General features: G+C 48.7%; 13 protein-coding genes. 12 read left to right on the top strand and 1 reads right to left on the bottom strand.

What is annotated here, in order from left to right; translation table 11 throughout:
* The first annotated feature begins 97 nt into the window (after positions 1 to 97).
* Complete coding sequence (adk, locus tag Q3A88_RS06165) at positions 98 to 742, top strand: adenylate kinase (protein ID WP_010286252.1); 645 nt, start codon at positions 98 to 100, stop codon at positions 740 to 742.
* 347 nt (positions 743 to 1,089) lie between these two features.
* A complete protein-coding gene (hemH, locus tag Q3A88_RS06160) occupies positions 1,090 to 2,052 on the top strand; it encodes a ferrochelatase (RefSeq protein WP_039284255.1) in 963 nt (320 codons plus the stop codon).
* A 104-nt stretch (positions 2,053 to 2,156) separates the two neighbouring features.
* Here hemH and ybaL read toward each other — a convergent pair whose 3' ends face one another.
* Positions 2,157 to 3,842 (bottom strand): YbaL family putative K(+) efflux transporter, encoded by a 1,686-nt coding sequence (gene ybaL, locus Q3A88_RS06155; RefSeq protein WP_110163769.1) that lies wholly within the window; start codon positions 3,840 to 3,842, stop codon positions 2,157 to 2,159.
* A gap of 668 nt (positions 3,843 to 4,510) precedes the next feature.
* On the opposite strand from ybaL, the gene ushA reads away from it, so the two are divergent.
* From ushA to Q3A88_RS06105, 10 genes are all read left to right on the top strand, one after another.
* On the top strand, positions 4,511 to 6,172 hold the full coding sequence (gene ushA / locus Q3A88_RS06150; RefSeq protein WP_317177594.1) for a bifunctional UDP-sugar hydrolase/5'-nucleotidase UshA: 1,662 nt from the start codon (positions 4,511 to 4,513) through the stop codon (positions 6,170 to 6,172).
* Positions 6,173 to 6,669: 497 nt separating this feature from the next.
* Positions 6,670 to 6,933 (top strand): hypothetical protein, encoded by a 264-nt coding sequence (locus Q3A88_RS06145; RefSeq protein ID WP_317177593.1) that lies wholly within the window; start codon positions 6,670 to 6,672, stop codon positions 6,931 to 6,933.
* 128 nt (positions 6,934 to 7,061) lie between these two features.
* Positions 7,062 to 7,391: a hypothetical protein gene (locus tag Q3A88_RS06140; protein WP_039557166.1), complete on the top strand. Its 330-nt coding sequence runs from the start codon at positions 7,062 to 7,064 to the stop codon at positions 7,389 to 7,391.
* 455 nt (positions 7,392 to 7,846) lie between these two features.
* Complete coding sequence (locus Q3A88_RS06135; RefSeq protein ID WP_317177592.1) at positions 7,847 to 9,868, top strand: discoidin domain-containing protein; 2,022 nt, start codon at positions 7,847 to 7,849, stop codon at positions 9,866 to 9,868.
* A gap of 165 nt (positions 9,869 to 10,033) precedes the next feature.
* Positions 10,034 to 12,076, top strand: coding sequence for a discoidin domain-containing protein (locus Q3A88_RS06130; protein WP_317177591.1), 2,043 nt, complete (start codon positions 10,034 to 10,036; stop codon positions 12,074 to 12,076).
* 164 nt (positions 12,077 to 12,240) lie between these two features.
* Positions 12,241 to 14,271 carry a discoidin domain-containing protein gene (locus Q3A88_RS06125; RefSeq protein WP_317177590.1) on the top strand — a complete coding sequence of 677 codons (2,031 nt, stop codon included), beginning with the start codon at positions 12,241 to 12,243 and terminating at the stop codon, positions 14,269 to 14,271.
* Positions 14,272 to 14,563: 292 nt separating this feature from the next.
* A complete protein-coding gene (locus Q3A88_RS06120; RefSeq protein ID WP_039274650.1) occupies positions 14,564 to 16,717 on the top strand; it encodes a carbon starvation CstA family protein in 2,154 nt (717 codons plus the stop codon).
* Positions 16,718 to 16,862: 145 nt separating this feature from the next.
* The gene (locus tag Q3A88_RS06115) at positions 16,863 to 17,066 is read left to right on the top strand and encodes a YbdD/YjiX family protein (protein WP_005976130.1); all 204 of its coding nucleotides are present in this window, start codon (positions 16,863 to 16,865) and stop codon (positions 17,064 to 17,066) included.
* A gap of 16 nt (positions 17,067 to 17,082) precedes the next feature.
* Positions 17,083 to 18,069, top strand: coding sequence for a GTPase (gene yjiA / locus Q3A88_RS06110; RefSeq protein WP_039511049.1), 987 nt, complete (start codon positions 17,083 to 17,085; stop codon positions 18,067 to 18,069).
* Between the two features lie 281 nt (positions 18,070 to 18,350).
* A complete protein-coding gene (locus Q3A88_RS06105) occupies positions 18,351 to 19,733 on the top strand; it encodes a glycoside hydrolase family 28 protein (protein ID WP_317177589.1) in 1,383 nt (460 codons plus the stop codon).
* Positions 19,734 to 19,778: the final 45 nt, after the last annotated feature.

Raw genomic sequence — 19,778 nt, 5'->3', positions numbered from 1 at the left:
AGCGAGCCCGTTCCTTGAGCATAAGCGTCTGGAATGGTATGGTTTAGCGTTTTTCAAATTTATTTTATAAATATTACATAGCAAGGGGATTTACGCGATGCGTATTATTCTGCTGGGCGCTCCGGGCGCAGGCAAAGGTACTCAGGCTCAATTCATCATGGAGAAATACGGTATTCCGCAGATTTCCACGGGTGACATGCTGCGTGCAGCGGTAAAAGCGGGTACTGAATTGGGCAAGCAGGCTAAAGAAATCATGGACGCAGGTAAACTGGTCACTGATGAACTGGTCATTGCTCTGGTTAAAGAGCGCATCGCCCAGGAGGATTGCCGTAACGGTTTTCTGCTGGATGGTTTCCCACGCACCATTCCACAAGCTGATGCGATGAAAGATGCAGGCATCAATGTGGACTACGTTATCGAATTTGCAGTTCCTGACGAACTGATCATCGATCGTATCATTGGCCGTCGCGTTCATGCGGCGTCCGGTCGTGTCTATCATGTAAAATTCAATCCGCCTAAAGTTGAAGGCAAAGACGACGTGACGGGCGAAGATCTGACTATTCGTAAAGACGATCAGGAAGATACTGTACGTAAACGTCTGGTTGAGTACCATCAGCAGACTGCCCCACTGGTTTCCTACTACCAGAAAGAAGCGGAAGCAGGCAACACGCGCTATTTCAAAGTGGAAGGCACGCGTAAAGTGGAAGAAGTTCGCGCAGAACTGGAAACCATTCTGGGCTAATTTTTCTACACGAATCATACCCAAACATCTGAATGCCAGACGATCGTCTGGCATTTTTTCGTTCTGAAATCCTCGTTTGCTTTGTTTCCTCTATTGATAGCATCGGCGTTATCCCTGCTATCTACCCGTATTTGTTTAGCTTTTTTTCGCTACAATATACCCGTCATACTTCAAGCTGCATGTTCGTTGGCTTCCCTTGCTCACCCCAGTCACTTACTTGAGTAAGCTCCTGGGGATTCGTGCGGTTGCCGCCTGCCTGCAACTCGAATTATTTAGAGTATGGGAATTTGATGTTACGCACTGGCGGGCTGAGAGAAAGCCTGCTTCTCCATAAAAGGAAGACGGCGATGAAACAAGAGAAATACGGCGTGCTGATGGTGAACTTAGGGACGCCCGATGCCCCGACGCCGCAGGCGGTAAGGCGTTATCTGGCGGAGTTTCTAAGCGACCGACGTGTAGTGGATACGCCGCGTCTACTATGGTGGCCGCTACTGCGCGGCATCATCCTGCCGACCCGCTCACCGCGAGTGGCGAAGCTCTATCAGTCGGTCTGGATGGAAGGGGGATCGCCGCTGTTGGTGATTAGCCGTCGGCAGCAGCAGGCACTGGCTGCGCGCATGCCGGAAACGCCCGTTGAGCTGGGGATGAGCTATGGTTCACCCAGTCTGCGTTCGGCGCTGGATAAGTTACTGGCGCAGGGTGTCACGCAGTTGGTTGTCTTGCCGATGTATCCGCAGTATTCCTGCTCAACAACTGCAGCCGTGTGGGATGGGTTAGCCGCGCAGCTGCGTGATAATCGTCAACTGCCTGCAATTCGCTTTATCCGTGATTATGCCGAACATCCTGCTTATATTGCGGCGTTGAAGCACCGTGTTGAGCAGTCTTTTGCTGAACACGGCGAACCCGACAGATTAGTGATCTCCTATCACGGCATCCCCGTGCGGTATGCCAATGAAGGGGATGACTATCCACAACGCTGTCGGGCGACTACAGAGGCACTGATTGCCGCGCTGGGGCTGCCGGAAGGCAAAATAATGATGACCTTCCAGTCGCGTTTTGGCCGTGAACCCTGGCTGACACCCTATACGGATGAAACCATGCAGGGGCTGCCCGCGCAGGGAATCAAACACATTCAGATTATGTGTCCCGGTTTTGCCGCGGACTGTCTGGAAACGTTGGAAGAGATTCAGGAACAGAACCGTGAGATCTTCCTGCATGCAGGCGGAGAGGCTTTCCACTATATTCCTGCGCTTAATGACGATCCGCTGCACATCGATCTGCTGGAACAGTTAGTGAGTAAAGCAGAGTAGGGACGAGGTTGCCTTGTCTGGCGATGTTTGAAGGCATGGCGCACAGCGTAAAAAAATGGCGGGCTTATATTTGCCCGCCATTTTTGTCTCTAACGTGTAGCTATTTAGATAGGGCACGCCTGAGGTGCAGGAGGGATCTCATCCAGCTTCAGCAGCGTGATCATGCTGTTGGCGATTTCCCGCTCACCCATTACCACTTCGTTGGCACCGTGCTCGGTAATGTAGCTGACTTCATCGTCATAGTGCGCGCGGGCGATAATCTCCAGATCGGCGCGTTTCTCACGGGCTGCCGCGACAATTTCCCCCGCCTCATAGCCGTTCGGAATGGTCAGCAATAGCCAACGGGCGCAGTCCAGACGCGCAATATCCATGATCTCTGGCTTGGTCGCATTGCCCAATACGGCTTTAATTCCCTGTTCACGTAGTGCATCAACACGCGTACGTGAATTCTCAATCACAACGATGGGAATCCCAGCCTGATGCAGTTTGGCACCAATCAGGCTACCAACACGGCCATAGCCAACCAGCAGCGCATGGTTGCACATATCGACAGGAATCTGTTTCTCTTCCTCAATGGCTTCTTCTACGATCTGCTCTTCGATGGTTTCATGCTTCGCCAGATAGCGCTCAAGCAGCGTAAACAGCAGCGGGTTTATCATGATGGAGAGAATGGCCCCGGCCAGCACCAGATTCCGCCCTTCTTCGGACAGCAGCCCCAACACAATGCCGAGCCCAGCCAAAATAAAGGCAAATTCACCGATCTGCGCCAGACTGGCGGAAATCGTTAATGCTGTTCGTTTGGAGTGACCAAAGAGTCGAACCAGCACGAAGGCGGCGGCTGACTTACCGAACACGATAATCGCCAGCGTGATCAGCACGGAAATCGGGTCGTTCAGCAGGATCATCGGATCAAACAGCATACCGACGGAAACGAAGAACAGTACGGCGAAGGCATCGCGCAGCGGCAGTGTATCGTGCGCCGCACGCTGGCTGAGTTCAGATTCGTTCAATACCACACCGGCGAAGAATGCGCCCAGTGCAAAGGAGACATCAAACAGTTTCACCGCGCCAAAGGCGATGCCGAGTGCCATAGCTAACACCGCCAGCGTGAAAAGCTCGCGTGAGCCGGTGCTGGCGCTTTTTGCTAATACCCACGGTACCAGACGGCGACCAACGACAATCATCAGGGTAATAAACGCAATCACTTTACCGATAGTCCAGGCTAAATCGGTCAGCAGTTTGCTGGTGTCGGCATGCTCAGCGCCGATCATGTCGCCGAAGGCCGGTAGCAGAACCAGCGTAAGAACCATCGCCAGATCTTCTACAATTAGCCAGCCGATGGCGATTTGGCCACGCTGGCTATCAATAAGCTGTCGTTCTTCCAACGCGCGTAGTAGCACTACGGTACTGGCGGTTGAGAGGCAAAGGCCGAAAACCAGGCCGCTCGCCAGGCTCCAACCCAGCATGGTGGATAACCCCATTCCAAGTAGCGTTGCCACGGCAATCTGGGCTATCGCACCGGGAATGGCGATGGACTTTACCGCCATGAGATCTTTCAGCGAGAAGTGCAGACCAACGCCAAACATCAGCAGGATAACACCAAGTTCAGCGAGTTCTGATGCCAGTGAGGCATCGGCGACAAAGCCGGGGGTAAAAGGACCGACAAGAACACCTGCGGCAAGGTACCCAACAAGGGGAGAGATACGCAGGCGGTGCGCCAGAATACCAAGGAGGAAGGCAAGAACCAGCCCCCCAGCGATAGTAGAAATTAGCGGTGTTGCAGCATGCATCCCAACTCCTTGTGCCATAGGTGAAACGTCATTGAGCGGATTTACCCTTCTTGCCTTGAAGTTACAGCGTGGTTAGCAGCGCTTACGTACCCTTATTACTTTTATTATGTACCGAAAAGCGTATTGGGATTCGTTCGTTTGCTGTCTGGCTGCAACGCCAATTGTTCTGGGCATACACAAATTCTATTGCATATAGCGAAATGTTGCTTGGATAAAAGTGGTATTTTATGAAAAATATCGGTTTCTCCAGTTAAAGATAGTGTAACACAGATTTAAGGAGGGTTTCTCGCGATAAGCATTGATAAACATGCGTAATTATTCTGATAGCGTGATGTTATTGGCAGTAATGCCTTACTGCTTTCCTGTGTATTCAGCGGAATAATTTTATCCACCGGCGTAAAACGCCGGAAAACAGAGGATAAACGGTGTGATGCTGGATTATTCCGATGAAGCATTCATATTAGCAAGAGTTCGTGACGGCGTGACGACAGTGCCAAGCCAGCGTGATATCACTCTCTCTGCTATACCTCATCTGATTTTGTCGGCTATCGCACATTGCTGGCGGACAGCGTGAATACGCCTCGCGCATTGTTCATCTTGCTGTGCTAATTTGTGTGGTGAATTTCTCAGTGGTTCCACTGGGTCTTTAAAATAAACGGAGATTTATCATGCGCTTTTCAATAAAAGCTCTGGGATGTGCGATGGCGGTATCGCTCGCGCTAACACCTGTAATGTCAATGGCTTGGGAAAAAGACAAAACATACGCCATCACTATTTTGCATACTAATGACCATCACGGCCACTTCTGGCATAACGATCACGGTGAATATGGATTGGCCGCACAAAAAACGCTGGTTGATCAGATCCGTCAGGAAGTGGCGAGTAAAGGTGGCAGCGTACTGCTGCTTTCCGGTGGTGATATTAATACCGGTGTGCCTGAGTCTGATTTGCAGGATGCCGAGCCAGATTTCCGCGGTATGAACATGGTCGGCTATGATGCAATGGCACTCGGCAACCACGAATTCGATAATCCGCTGTCTGTCCTGCGTCAGCAGGAGAAATGGGCGAAATTCCCGCTGTTATCGGCCAATATCTACCAAAAAAGCACCAGTCAGCGCTTATTTAAGCCTTATGCCCTGTTCGACAAGCAAGGTGTGAAAATCGCGGTTATCGGCCTGACAACGGACGATACGGCCAAATTAGGCAATCCTGAGTATTTTACCGATATCGAATTCCGTAACCCTTCTACGGAAGCAAAGCAGGTTGTTGAGCAATTGCGTAAGAGCGAAAAGCCGGATGTGATTATTGCCGCGACGCACATGGGGCACTATGACGACGGTAATCACGGTTCTAATGCGCCGGGCGATGTGGAAATGGCGCGTAGCCTGCCTGCTGGTTATCTGGACATGATTGTCGGCGGTCACTCGCAGGATCCGGTCTGTATGGCGCAGGAAAATAAAAAGCAGGTGGATTATGTGCCGGGTACGCCTTGTGCTCCCGATCGTCAGAACGGCACCTGGATTGTTCAGGCGCATGAGTGGGGTAAATATGTCGGCCGTGCCGATTTCACATTCCGCAATGGTGAATTGAAACTTGAGCATTACCAGCTGATTCCGATCAACCTGAAGAAAAAGGTAGAGAAAGACGGCAAGACTGAGCGTGTTTTCTATACGCATGAAATCACGCAAGATCCTGACGTCATGAAAATGCTGACGCCGTTCCAGGAAAAAGGGCAGGCACAGTTGGGTATCAAGATCGGTAGCGTGAAAGGCAAGCTGGAAGGCGATCGCAATCAGGTGCGTTTCCGTCAGACCAATCTGGCGCATGTGCTGCTGTCTGCACAGCTTGAGCGTGCAGGGGCTGATTTTGCCATCATGAGCGGCGGCGGTGTACGCGATTCAATTGAATCCGGTGATATCACCTATAAAGATGTGCTGAAGGTTCAACCGTTTGCCAACACGCTGGTTTATGTGGATATGAAAGGCAGCGACGTCGAGAAGTACCTGGCTGTCGCGGCAAATAAAAAGGTGGATTCTGGAGCCTATGCGCAATTCCTTAACGTCAGCCTGACAGCAGACGGGCAGGGCGTGCAGAACGTGAAAATCAAAGGCGAGCCGTTGCAGGCAGATAAAGTTTACCGTATGGCAACGCTGAACTTTAATGCGATGGGTGGCGATGGTTATCCGCGCCTTGATAATCTGCCGAGCTATGTGAACACCGGTTTTGTCGACGCTGAAGTGCTGAAGCAGTACATCGAGAAGCATTCTCCGCTGGATGCGGAAGCCTATGCACCGAAAGGTGAGATCGTTTATAAGTCACAAATTAATTAACAAATAATGATGGCGGTTGTGTCTCTTCACTGATGACATAAACCGCCATTTTTTTCTCTCTGAGACATCGTAGAGATGTTTGACCTATCCGAACAGCTGTTGTGTCCATTTTTATCCGCAAGGTTCTATATAATGGCTACCGCTATTTCACCCTCTGAGTTTTTTTACTCGTTAGATAACTTAAAATAGGTATAAAAATTAGCTATATAAATACTAATTGGTTTTCTTGATGATAATTTTTTATTAATTACTTGTTATTATCCAAGCGTTCGTCTATCAATAATACAATGATTGTAGATAAACTCAGCATGATCTTTTTTATTTCATGTATTAAGTTTATGCGTGGGTTACGCTCGTGGGACTATTTTTTTCTTCTCGTATTCTATGGTGCTAATTTATTCATAATTAATGAATAATATTTTATGTGGGCATTTTTTATAATTAAATTAACATTTTCAATATGTTGATTTTGTGTGTCGTCCTTTGTCGGAGGTGATATGAAAATTTCTTACGGAATTATTATCATGATGAGCATGTTGTTGGTTGGGTGCGGAGTGTCAGAGCCATTAGGTATACATAGACAATTGCCACCTTCTTCAAAGGATGAAATAAATATACCAATGAACAAATCGTATGGTTCAGTTTATGTTGCTATTGAACCTCGATATTCACCGTGGTTTTCCCAAGATACACCTAATGGTGAGGTGAAATATTATTGGAGTCAATTAAATCATGATGAAAAAATAGTCATCTTCCGTTAGAACGATCTTTTGTATCGGTAATAAAAATTGACTCATCAGGGTCTGCTAAATTTTTACCTGCCAGCATTAGTAAAAGCACAGGTAATTATAAAATTACTTTGGATTATGGGAAGTTTCGTGATGATGTAATGGGAGACCCTAAAGTGGGAGTGCCTGTTAGGGTTGGGGTTGGAGTAAGGATTATTGTAGATATAACTACCGCAGAAACTGATTTGGATATTGGAAATCTATTTGCAGTCGCTATTGCAGCCAAGCAAGGTTATCTCAGAGGACAGATAGAAGTATTAAAGATAGGAATAGACTCACCTTCATTAAACTTGGTTTTACCTCCGCCAGCTGTAATCAGCGATACTTCAGTGCAGAATGCTCTTCAAGCTGCCGCATTAATAAGAGCTAAAATTTATGATAAAGATACAATCCTGACACCTCATATATTAGCTGCACAGGTTAATCCCTAATATCTGGTATCCGGTGGGTAATAGTTTTCATTTCACGCTCGCTTCGGTAAGTTTTTTCTTTGGTGCATTGTTTGATCGACGTGTCTCGGATTTAGCTACAGAAGCGGTGTGCGTGCTACAGTTCTACAGAAATTGTTATGTCTCTATACGGGATGATAACTGAGAAGCACTCCCCGCTGGATGCGGAAGCCTACGCGCCGAAAGGTGAGATTGTTTATAAGTAATTAATAATGGCGGTTTTTGTCTCTTCATTGATGACATAAACCGCCATTTTTTTGGGGTTATCCTGAGATAATCATGCCGCAGTTAAACCTTTAATTCCCAAAAGGGATTAAATCTAATTTGCTGATTTAATTGATTAAATAATCTTATGTTTAGTAAAGCGCTTTAAAATAACAGACCCGCCAAATACGCGATACTCCTGATGCACCCTCACTAACGGAGTAGTCGGTACTATGAAAAGCGTAAATATTGAAATCAATGTCTGTGGTCGCGCAGAAAAATCAACGTGTGCTGTTAATCCCCCAATTCAGATCAATCCTCACACCTGTTGCCAGGTGGATACGGATAATCAGTGCGAACTGCAACCTAGTGTTTCCGGTGTTGCCTCCGTATTCGGACGGACTGGCGTTGTCACTGCACAATCAGGCGACTATACGGCCGATCAGGTTACTGAAACTGCCACCAGAAAATTTGCCTCGCCGGATGAAAAAGCGGTCTGGAATGCAAAGCAGGATGAGTTAATTTCCGGTACCACTATCCGCACTGTCTTTGGCCAATCGCTGCTGGGCAGCGGTGATGTTTCACCTACGCCAGCGCAGATGGGTGTCGCGGCGGTTGGGCATACTCACACCACAGCGGAAATTACCGACTATACGCAAAAAACGAAGCAGCTTATCCATTCCTCGCTGGAAGCTGGGGCGGGTGTGACGCTGAGTTATAATCCGGTGAATGAGAAAACCATCATCAGTGCTGCTGGGGGTTCCGGCAGCGGCGGTTCGGGTTATATCGTTGCCGATCGTCAGGGCGCAACGGCAGGGGAAAACCACGCATTCAGCATTAGTCCACAAAATACATTTAATCTCGCAGCGTATGCGCTGAAAGAAGAAGCTGGGGCAGTGAATCAGACTTACGTTGTTGATGATTTCAATGCATCCAGTAAAGATAATTATGATGCAACAGATGATATTATTTTTGATGGGACTGTAAATTTATATCGTGGAGGAATTTATCAGTTAAATAGTGATGGTGAGTTTTATTCATCAGAGGTAATGGCGGACGGAAAGTCGCTGGTGCTACAGAGTTACACGCTGGATGGATCTGTCGTTCCAGCGATGTCGTCAAATATTGCACCGTCTGGTCAGATAATTTCGCAATCAAGCTCTTACAATGCTGCATTTATGGGGTGGAAGGCGTTCGATAATAATTATACTGGGGATATATCTCGGTGGTCTTCATTGAGATCCGCTCCGCAGTGGCTATCTGTTGCGTTTGATGTTGAAAAAACGATTGCTGATTACTCTATAACGCACAGAGATGCGACTAACCTTGGTGGTAATCCGACGGCTTGGATTTTCCAAGGATCAGCTGATGGTGTTACATGGGTTGATATTGACAGTCGAAAGGATGAAACGTTTTCTCCAAACATGGAGAAACGAATCACACTGACAAAACCAGTAACATACCGATATTATAGAGTATATGTAACGGCTGTTAGTAATGGGAATTTTGTTACTATTCAAGCGCTAAAACTATTTGAACCGAAAAGTAATATCTTAATCAGTTCACACGATGACTATTATACCTCTGCAAATGGAATCTTAAGCAGTGTACAAACTCCCATGTCTGCAATTGATATCGAAGATCTTGGTTTTTCTAATTCGGGAGTGATGTCTGAATCAATATTATCGTCGCTGTTGCCGATAAAAGTTGTATCAGGTGCGCAGAGTAATATCCGAACGATTTATACGCCTAAGTCGCAAATCATCATTCCTCATTCATTATTATCTGCTGCTGTCTCATGGTCAAAAATCAATGCCGCAACACTAACCGCAACGCAGACGGGCAACGGCAAGGTGCGTGTCGCTGTGACACGGGATTTAGTGAACTGGTATGTTTTACGGAACGGGGCGTGGGTTGATGTGGGTACGCTTTCAGCCGATACCGCAGGCGCAGAAGCACTGATTGCGGACGGTATGACGCCAGCCGAGCTCAGCGGTATTACGGCAGCACAGTGGGCACAGATGTTTGCATCCAATAATGGCGTGCCGGATTCTCTCGCGTTTGCATTTGCGCTTGATATCACTGATCCAGTCACCGACGTAGCGACCATTGATCAACTGGTGCTGAACGTCAACGACGCCTCAAGCTGGAAAGTGCAGTCGCCTGCGGAAGTGGAAATCCGCTGGCGTACTGACAGCGTGACATTCCGCACCGCGACGGCAGGTAATTACAAACTGGCGTATCAGATTCCGTAATTATCTTTCAGATTATATCGTTTGTATGGCCGTATATTTGCGGCCTTTTTTCATTCTGGATTTTATAGATAAATGAACAGTGAGTTAGTAAATCGCTTTAAAATAATACGCAGGTCAAATAAACGATACTCCTGATGCACCCTCACCAACGGAGTCATCAGCATAATGCAAAGCGTAAATATTGAAATTAATGTCTGTGACAGTACGGGTAAATCAACATGTACTGTTAATCCTCCTATTCAGCTTAATCCTCACTCTTGCTGCCATTCAGATAGTGGTGGCGGTCAGGAACCCGGAGTTTCTGGTGTTACCTCCGTATTCGGACGTACCGGTGTCGTAACCGCACAATCTGGCGACTATACCGCCGATCAGATCACCGAAACCGCCACCAGAAAATTTGCCTCACCGGATGAAAAAGCAATCTGGAATGCAAAGCAGGATGCATTAATTTCTGGCACCACTATCCGTACGCTCTTTGGCCAGTCGCTGCTGAGCAGCGGTGATATCTCACTGACGCCAGCGCAAATGGGCGTTGCGGCCGCAGATCACACGCACACCACAGCGGACATCACCGACTACACGCAAAAAACGAAGCAGCTTATCCATTCCTCGCTGGAAGCGGGGGCTGGCGTCACGCTGAGTTATAATCCGGTGAATGAGAAAACCATCATCAGTGCTGCTGGAGGTTCCGGCAGCGGCGGTTATGGCTATATCGTTGCCGAGCGTCAGGGATCAACGGCAGGGCAAAACCACGCATTTAGCATTAGTCCAAAAAATACATTTAATCTCGCGGCGTATGCGCTGAAAGAAGAAGCGGGGGCAGCAAATCAGACTTACGTTGTTGATGATTTCAATGCATCGAGTGAGCCGAATTACAATGCGACCAATGCGGTTATTTTTGATGGTATAGCCAGCCTTTATTCCGGTTCAATTTATCAATTAACACTGGATGGAAGTTTTTACTCTGCTGAAATAAAAACGGATGGAAAGGATATAAATATATCTCAGATTGCTGATTCTGATACCGTTATCCCGAAAATGACATCAAATATAGCGCCTTTAGGTTATATAGCCAGCGCATCCAATTTTGCTATATCGAATTCAACATATGCACCATGGGTTGCATTTGATGGCTCAAATAATATGGGTAGATTGCCGGATTGTTGGAGTACCGATGAATCATGGCAACCGGTTACCTCTAAACCTCATTGGTTACAAATAGAGTTACCTAATAAAACTGCTATCAGTCGATATCAGATTACAAACCGTTCTCAGAATCAATTAGGAGGGCCCAATTCATGGATATTACAGGGTAGTGATGATGGAACTGTCTGGATTGATTTGCATCAAGTCACAGATGATACGAATAACGAAGCCGGAGCCGTCAGGAATTTTAATATAGATGGTGTTGCCAGTTATTCAAAATATCGACTTCTGATTACGAAAAAAAATGGGGGTAAACCATTTTTAACTATTGCTGAGTTTAAATTGTTCCCACCTGGTAGTAAATTTGTTTTCTATGTGGATGGGAAATACTATGGTGTAACTGAAGGGAACCTTACCGAGATTAGCGGTGAGCTGAGTGCTGAGAAAATTAATCAGTACGGTATATTAAATTCGGGGGAGATTAATACAGGAATCACTCTTTTTTCTAAATCGGTAAAAATTGTTTCAGAACAGCCGATTAAAGTGAAAACTCGTTATACACCTTATACACAAATTGCTATTCAAAAATCACTGACGTCTGCCGTGTGGTCAAAAATCAATGCCGTAACACTAACCGCAACGCAGACGGGCAACGGCAAAGTACGTGTCGCTGTGACGCGGGACTTAGTGAACTGGCATGTCTTGCGGAACGGGGGGTGGGTTGATGTGGGTGCGCTGTCAGCCGATACCACAGGCGCAGAAGCACTGATTGCGGACGGTATGACGCCAGCCGAGCTCGGCGGTATTACGGCGGCACAGTGGGCACAGCTGTTTGCATCCAATAATGGCGTGCCGGACTCACTCGCATTTGCGTTCGCACTCGATATCACCGATCCGGTCACCGATGTGGCGACCATTGACCGACTGGTATTGAACGTCAACGATGCATCCAGTTGGAAGGTGCAATCTCCTGCGGAAGTGGAAATCCGCTGGCGCACGGACAGCGTGACATTCCGTACCGTAACGGCAGGCAATTACAAGCTGGCGTATCAGATTCCGTAATTATTTTTCAGATTATATCGTTTGGATGGCCGCATATTTGCGGCCTTTTTTCATTCTGGATTTTATATAAAAGGAAAAGATGGATTAGTAAAGTGCATTGAAATAATGCACTGTGAAAATAAGAGATACTCCTTATTCGTTTTATTAATGGAGTCATCAATACTATGAAAGATATCAATATTGAAATTAATGTTTGTGACAGTACAGGAAAATCAACCTGTACGGTTCATCCCCATACGTGCTGCCATTCAGACAATGGCGGCGGTCAGGAGCCTGGTGTTTCGGGCGTTGCTTCTGTATTCGGACGGACTGGCGTTGTCACTGCACAAGCGGGTGATTATACCGCCGATCAGATCACTGAAACCGCCACCAGAAAATTTGCTTCGCCGGATGAAAAGGCAGTCTGGAATGCGAAGCAGGATGCATTAATTTCTGGCACCACTATCCGCACGCTCTTCGGTCAGTCGCTGCTGGGCAGCGGTGATATCTCACTGACGCCAGCGCAAATGGGGGTTGCGGCCGCAGATCACACTCACACTACATCGGATATTACCGACTACACGCAAAAAACGAAGCAGCTTATCCATTCCTCGCTGGAAGCTGGGGCGGGTGTGACGCTGAGCTATAATCCGGTGAATGAGAAAACCATCATCAGTGCTGCTGGTGGTTCCGGCAGCGGCGGTTCGGGTTATATCGTTGCCGAGCGTCAGGGCGCAACGGCAGGGCAAAATCACGCGTTCAGCATTAGCCCACAAAGCACGTTTAATCTCGCGGCGTACGCGTTGAAAGAAGAAGCTGGTGCGGCGAATCAAACTTACGTTGTTGATGATTTTAACGCGTCGAGTGAGGCTAATTATGCTGTGACCAGCGAGGTTATTTTTGATGAACAATTAAAATTATATACAGGTGGAATATATTCTGCATCTGTCCAAGGGGATTTTTACTCTCTGTCCATTCCTAGTAAGCCGCGAGCGTTGTCAATTTCTGGCGTGAGTGAATCCATCGTGCCAGCAATGACATCAGATATATTACCCATAGGATATAGAGCTTCTGCATCGTCAATATACAATTCTCAATATAATGCGTATTTAGCGTTTGACCGACGTATAGTGTCTGGAACGGGTTATGATGCGTGGGTTGGGGCGATCGGAGCTATCCCTACTGCGGAAAAGCCGCAGTGGGTGAGAATAGATATGCCAAACGCATTAGCCTTATCGGGGTATTCTCTGACGAATCGTGCGGCTGGCCTCATTAATAGCCCTACAACATGGAAATTACAGGGGAGTCAGGATGACGGGGAAACGTGGGAAACTGTTCACTCTGTTGTTAATGATGTAAATAATTCGGCTGGTGCTGTCAGAAATTTCGTAATCGATGGTATTTCCAATGAATATTCATCGTATAGATTGTTAATTGAGGCATCATTCTCGAGTGCGAGCAATGGATATGTGGCTGTGAGGGAGTTACAATTATTCCCATTTAACAAACTCATGATAAATTCTGGAGCCGATTGGTATTCAGTTTCTAAAGGTGTTCTCTCTTCTGTTGTGGCACCAGGCAGTGTTGAGGATTTTTATAACAATAGTTTTTCACATTCAGGAGAAATATCTGAGTCACAATTGTTGTCGCTGCAGCAGATAAATGTTGTATCTCCAGTAGCAACAAATGTAAAAATTTCATTTACTCCTCATGCACAGATTCTGATTCATAAGTCTCTATTATCTGCCTCTGTAGACTCATGGGCAAAAATCAATGCCGCAACATTAACCGCAACGCAGACGGGCAATGGCAAGGTGCGTGTCGCTGTGACGCGGGATCTGATTAACTGGCATGTCTTGCGGAACGGGGCGTGGGTGGATGTCGGTACGCTGTCAGCCGATACCACAGGTGCAGAAGCACTGATTGCGGACGGCATGACGCCAGCCGAGCTCGGTGGTATTACAGCGGCACAGTGGGCGCAGCTGTTTGCATCCAATAATGGCGTGCCGGACTCACTCGCGTTTGCATTCGCACTTGATATCACCGATCCGGTTACCGATGTGGCGACCATTGATCGACTGGTGCTGAACGTCAACGATGCGTCCAGCTGGAAAGCGCAGTCACCTGCGGAAGTGGAAATCCGCTGGCGTACTGACAGCGTGACATTCCGTACCGCGACGGCAGGTAATTACAAGCTGGCGTATCAGGTTCCGTAATCGTTCACCACATTCAACACTCTACTGGCCGCGAATGTCGCGGCCTTTTCGTTTTATACCGCCCAATTTATCCCCAGCCACTTACTGCGTCATTCTAACCGCTTAGCTCGCTATTCTGCCGCCTACCCAAATACCTACCCCACGCGCGTACGCGATGGCGTAATGTGTCGCCACTATTTTCCTTTATCTGAAATACGCGATAACCCGCGTTATCGCACGACGCATTACCAGGGTTTATTTTTCTAAAGCTAACAAAATCAAACGATTGTGATTTTTAATTGAAGGATGTCTTATGAAGAGCAGTTCCATTCTTAAACACATCCCCTGGATGATTCTTGGAATCATCGGGGCTGCCTGCCTTGGCGTAGTCGCACTACGCCGCGGTGAGCATATCAGTGCATTATGGATTATTGTTGCTTCTGTCGCCGTTTACCTCGTGGCTTATCGATACTACAGCCTGTATATCGCACAAAAAGTCATGCAGTTAGATCCGACCAGAGCAACCCCCGCCGTTGTGAATAACGACGGCCTTAACTATGTGCCGACGAACCGTAACGTCCTGTTCGGGCACCACTTTGCCGCTATCGCAGGGGCGGGTCCGCTGGTTGGGCCGGTGCTGGCCGCGCAGGTCGGCTACTTGCCAGGCACCTTATGGCTGCTGGGCGGCGTGGTGTTGGCGGGGGCCGTGCAGGACTTCATGGTTCTGTTTATTTCGACCCGTCGTAACGGCGCGTCGTTAGGCGAAATCGTTAAGAAGGAATTAGGCCCGGTACCGGGTACGATTGCGCTGTTCGGCTGCTTCCTTATCATGATCATTATTCTTGCCGTGCTGGCGCTGATCGTGGTGAAAGCACTGGCAGAAAGTCCGTGGGGCGTCTTTACTGTGTGTTCTACGGTGCCGATCGCGCTGTTTATGGGCGTTTACATGCGCTTTATCCGTCCGGGTAAAGTCGGTGAAATCTCGGTGATCGGGATCGTGCTGCTGGTGCTGGCAATCTGGTTTGGTGGTGTAGTGGCACATGACCCGTACTGGGGCCCTGCGCTGACTTTCAAAGATACGACCATCACCTACACGCTGATTGGCTATGCCTTCGTGTCCGCACTGCTGCCGGTATGGTTGATTCTGGCACCACGTGACTATCTGGCGACCTTCCTGAAAATTGGTGTCATCGTCGGTCTGGCGATTGGTATCGTCATTCTGAATCCTGACCTGAAAATGCCAGCGGTAACGCAGTTTGTGGATGGTACAGGCCCGGTCTGGAAAGGTACGCTGTTCCCGTTCCTGTTTATTACTATCGCCTGTGGTGCCGTATCTGGTTTCCACGCGCTGATTGCTTCCGGTACTACGCCGAAATTGATGGCGAACGAAAACGATGCGCGTTTCATCGGTTACGGTGCCATGCTGATGGAGTCTTTCGTGGCAGTGATGGCGCTGGTTGCTGCGTCTATCATCGAACCGGGTCTGTACTTCGCAATGAATACCCCGCCGGCGGCGTTGGGTATTACGATGCCGGATCTGCACCGTCTGGGCACAGCAGATGCACCGATGATTCTGGCACAGCTGCAGGACGTATCCGCACACGCGGCGGCGACCGTTAGCTCCTGGGGTTTCGTGATTTCTCCTGAGCAGATTCTGCAAACGGCGAAAGACATCGGTGAACCTTCCGTTCTGAACCGTGCAGGTGGTGCACCTACGCTGGCTGTCGGTATCGCACACGTGTTCCACCAGATCATTCCTGGTGCCAACATGGGCTTCTGGTATCACTTCGGTATTCTGTTTGAAGCGCTGTTCATTCTGACAGCACTGGATGCGGGTACGCGTGCAGGCCGCTTCATGCTGCAAGATCTGTTGGGTAACTTCGTTCCGTTCCTGAAGAAAACCGACTCTCTGATTGCCGGTATGATCGGTACGGCCGGCTGCGTCGGTCTGTGGGGCTACCTGCTGTACCAAGGCGTGGTCGATCCGCTGGGCGGCGTGAAGAGCCTGTGGCCGTTGTTCGGTATCTCTAACCAGATGCTGGCTGCGGTGGCGCTGGTGCTGGGTACGGTTATCCTGATTAAGATGAAACGTACGCAGTACATCTGGGTAACGCTGGTTCCGGCGATTTGGCTGTTGATTTGTACTACCTGGGCGCTGGGTCTGAAACTGTTCAGCGACAATCCTCAGTTGGAAGGCTTCTTCTACATGGCGAACATGTTCAAGGGCAAAATTGCGGAAGGTGGTGCCGATCTGAGCGCGCAGCAGATTTCAAACATGAACCATATCGTGACCAACAACTATACCAACGCTGGTCTGAGCATTCTGTTCCTGATCGTGGTGTACAGCATTATTGCGTACGGTATTAAAGCGGCACTGGCTGCACGTAAAGTGGCTGAGCGTACCGATCAGGAAACCCCGTATGTTCCGGTTCCTGAAGGTGGCGTGAAAGTCTCTTCCGGCCACTAAGTGATTCGCGCCCGTCAGATTTTGCGAGACAGCTAGCAAGGCTGAACGTGAAAGATGACGGGTACAGATACCCTGTATAATGTATAACGTTATACAGGGTATTTTTTATCTAGCCGCTCTTGCAGGCGATGGTCTGGAGGTAATGATGTTTGGCAATCTGGGAAAAGCAGGAAAATATTTGGGCCAGGCGGCGCGTATGCTGGTCGGTATGCCAGATTATGATACCTATGTGCAGCATATGCAGACTAATCACCCCGATAAACCTGCGATGACGTACGAAGAATTCTTCCGCGAACGCCAGCAGGCGCGTTACGGTGGAGACGGCAAAGGCGGGATGCGCTGCTGTTAACGACTTGGGACCTGTTATGACTCAACCTTTATCATCTGATGTGACTAAACCCGTGTATGTCACCATTCTGACCGGGTTTCTCGGTGCAGGAAAAACGACCTTATTACGGCATATTCTGAATGCTGAGCACGGCTACAAGATTGCCGTGATTGAAAACGAATTCGGCGAAGTGCCGATTGATAATACGTTAATCGGCGAACGGGCGAGCCAGATTACGACGCTGAGCAACGGCTGCATCTGTTGCACGCAGTCTAATGAACTGGCCGATGCGCTGCTCGATCTGGTCGATGGCGTGGATAACGGTACGTTGGATTTTGATCACGTCATCATTGAATGCACCGGTATGGCCGATCCAGGGCCGGTGGCGCAGACCTTCTTCTCGCATGACGTTATCTGTGAACGCTTTGTGCTGGACGGGATTATTACGCTGGTGGATGCCGTACATGCGCAGCAACAGCTCGATCAGTTCACTATCGCCCAGTCGCAGATTGGCTATGCCGACCGCATACTGCTAACCAAAACCGACGTGGCAGCCGAAGACGAAACGCTGCTACCGCGTCTTCAGCGCATCAATGCGCGTGCACCGATCTACTCTGTGGTACATGGCGATATCGATCTGAGCGTGCTGTTTAACATCGACGGTTTTGTCCTCAGCGACAAGCTGGACGTGAAAACACCCGTATTTCGCTTTGTTGCTCCCACGCAAAATAACGTGCAATCGATTGTTGTGTATCTCGATAAGGCGGTTGAGCTTCAGTCTGTTTCCGATGTGATGGAAAACCTGCTGCTGCAATTCTCCGATAATCTGCTGCGTTATAAAGGTATTCTGGCCATCAACGGTGATGACCGTCGCCTGCTGTTTCAGGGCGTTCAGCGCTTGTATAGCGCTGACTGGGACAGAGAATGGCAGCCTGATGAAGAAAGAAAGAGCGTGCTGGTGTTTATCGGTGTGGATTTACCTGAACAGGAAATCCGTGACGCTTTCGCTCGCCTGACGGCATAACGCCATTTATCTTCTCTGTGCTGGTCGCTCAGGCCAGCACGATTACTCTCGGTCCTACTTTCTTCTGTCTCCCTTGCATGGTTTATGTGATGCACTGCCTGACAAGGTCGGCTTCTGTCATACGTCAATTCTCTTGGTGCGAATAGGGCAATTGCACCAAAAAACTTCTACCTTATTGTAATTATTACGAATACATCTAAAACGTGATCGCCTCTCGCTTTTTAATGGAATAGGAATGGTATTTTATTAAAACGATATTTCATTTTTTAGTGAGGTTAAGTATGCGTAGTGGTCTTGCCCTGTCATTAATGGCTTCCTGCATCACGTTGGGTATTCAAGCGGGTACCGCACAAGCGGCCAGTTCAGTGAAATTTCCCGATAAAACCTGTGACGTAACGCAATACGGGGCCGAAGGCCACCGCCTACAAATCGCACTGAATACCCTGGCTTTTCAGAAAGCCATTGATGATTGTGCTGCGGCCGGCGGCGGAACGGTACACGTTCCTCGCGGTAACTATCTGGTCGATCCGCTGTTCCTGAAAAGTAACATCAGACTGGATCTGGCAAAAGATGCGACCATCGTGGCGTCGACCGAAGAAGCGGCGTATCGCGCGACGGAAAAAACCAAGTACGCTGAAGCGGAAAATGGCTGGCTCCCCTTTATCAGTATTGCCGATGCACAGAATGTGGCTATCACTGGGCAGGGCACGATTGATGGACAAGGTGCTGTCTGGTGGGAACGCTGGCGCGAGAATATTCGTGCAACCGGTAAGAAAGGCGGTACCGATCGCCCACGTCTGATTTATATCAAAAGCTCTAGTAACGTGCTGGTGGACGGCGTCACGCTCACGCACTCCCCGAGTTTCCACGTTGTGATGCGTTACTCGCATGATGTGGATGTGAACGGTACTCGGATTCTGTCGCCGTGGCATGCGCCAAACACCGATGCTATCGACCCGATCGACAGCCAGAATATCCGTATCACCAACAACTATATCGACTGTAATGACGACCACATCGCGATAAAAGCCGAGAAGCCGGATAGCCGCTTCCCGAATGGCGTCGTGGATAACATCTATATCGCCAACAACATCCTGAAACAGGGGCGCGGCATCTCTATCGGCAGCGAAACCTCCGGTGGTGTGAATAACGTGCTGGTCGAAAATAACCAGTTCGAAGGTTCCATGTACGGTATTCGTATTAAAACCCTGCGCGGTAAAGGCGGTGAAGTGAAAAACATCACTTACCGTAATACCAAAATGGTGGATGTTGAAATCCCGCTGGTCTTTGCCGCTTACTACAAAGCTGCGCCGATTGTGCAGGCGGAAGTAGACAAGATGCTGGCCGAAGGTGGTTTCACAATGGGTGAGCAAATTTACCCGCCGGATACCGATCCAGAGCAGCCGTTTGATCAGTACAAGACGCCGCATTTCAGCAATGTGACGATCGAGAATCTGGAGTCGACCGGTAAGACTAAGGCTGCCGCATACATTATCGGTGTACCAGAAGCGCCGCTCAGTGGTTTCCACTTTGATAACGTGCGTATTGATGCGGATAAAGGGATTCGCGTAAGGAATGCGGAACTGCAAACCAAAGGCCTGACGCTGAATGTGAAAGAAGGCCCGGTGATGCAGTTGGATAAAGGGGCGAAAGTCGATCAGTAATCGATTATGAAGCGGTAGCAGGGGACACACTGGCCGTGGAGTCCT

Origin of the sequence: Pectobacterium sp. HCp5_1 (genome assembly GCF_032905925.1) — a bacterium.
Lineage (GTDB): Bacteria > Pseudomonadota > Gammaproteobacteria > Enterobacterales > Enterobacteriaceae > Pectobacterium > Pectobacterium brasiliense_A.
This window is presented reverse-complemented; position numbering and strand designations above follow the sequence as displayed.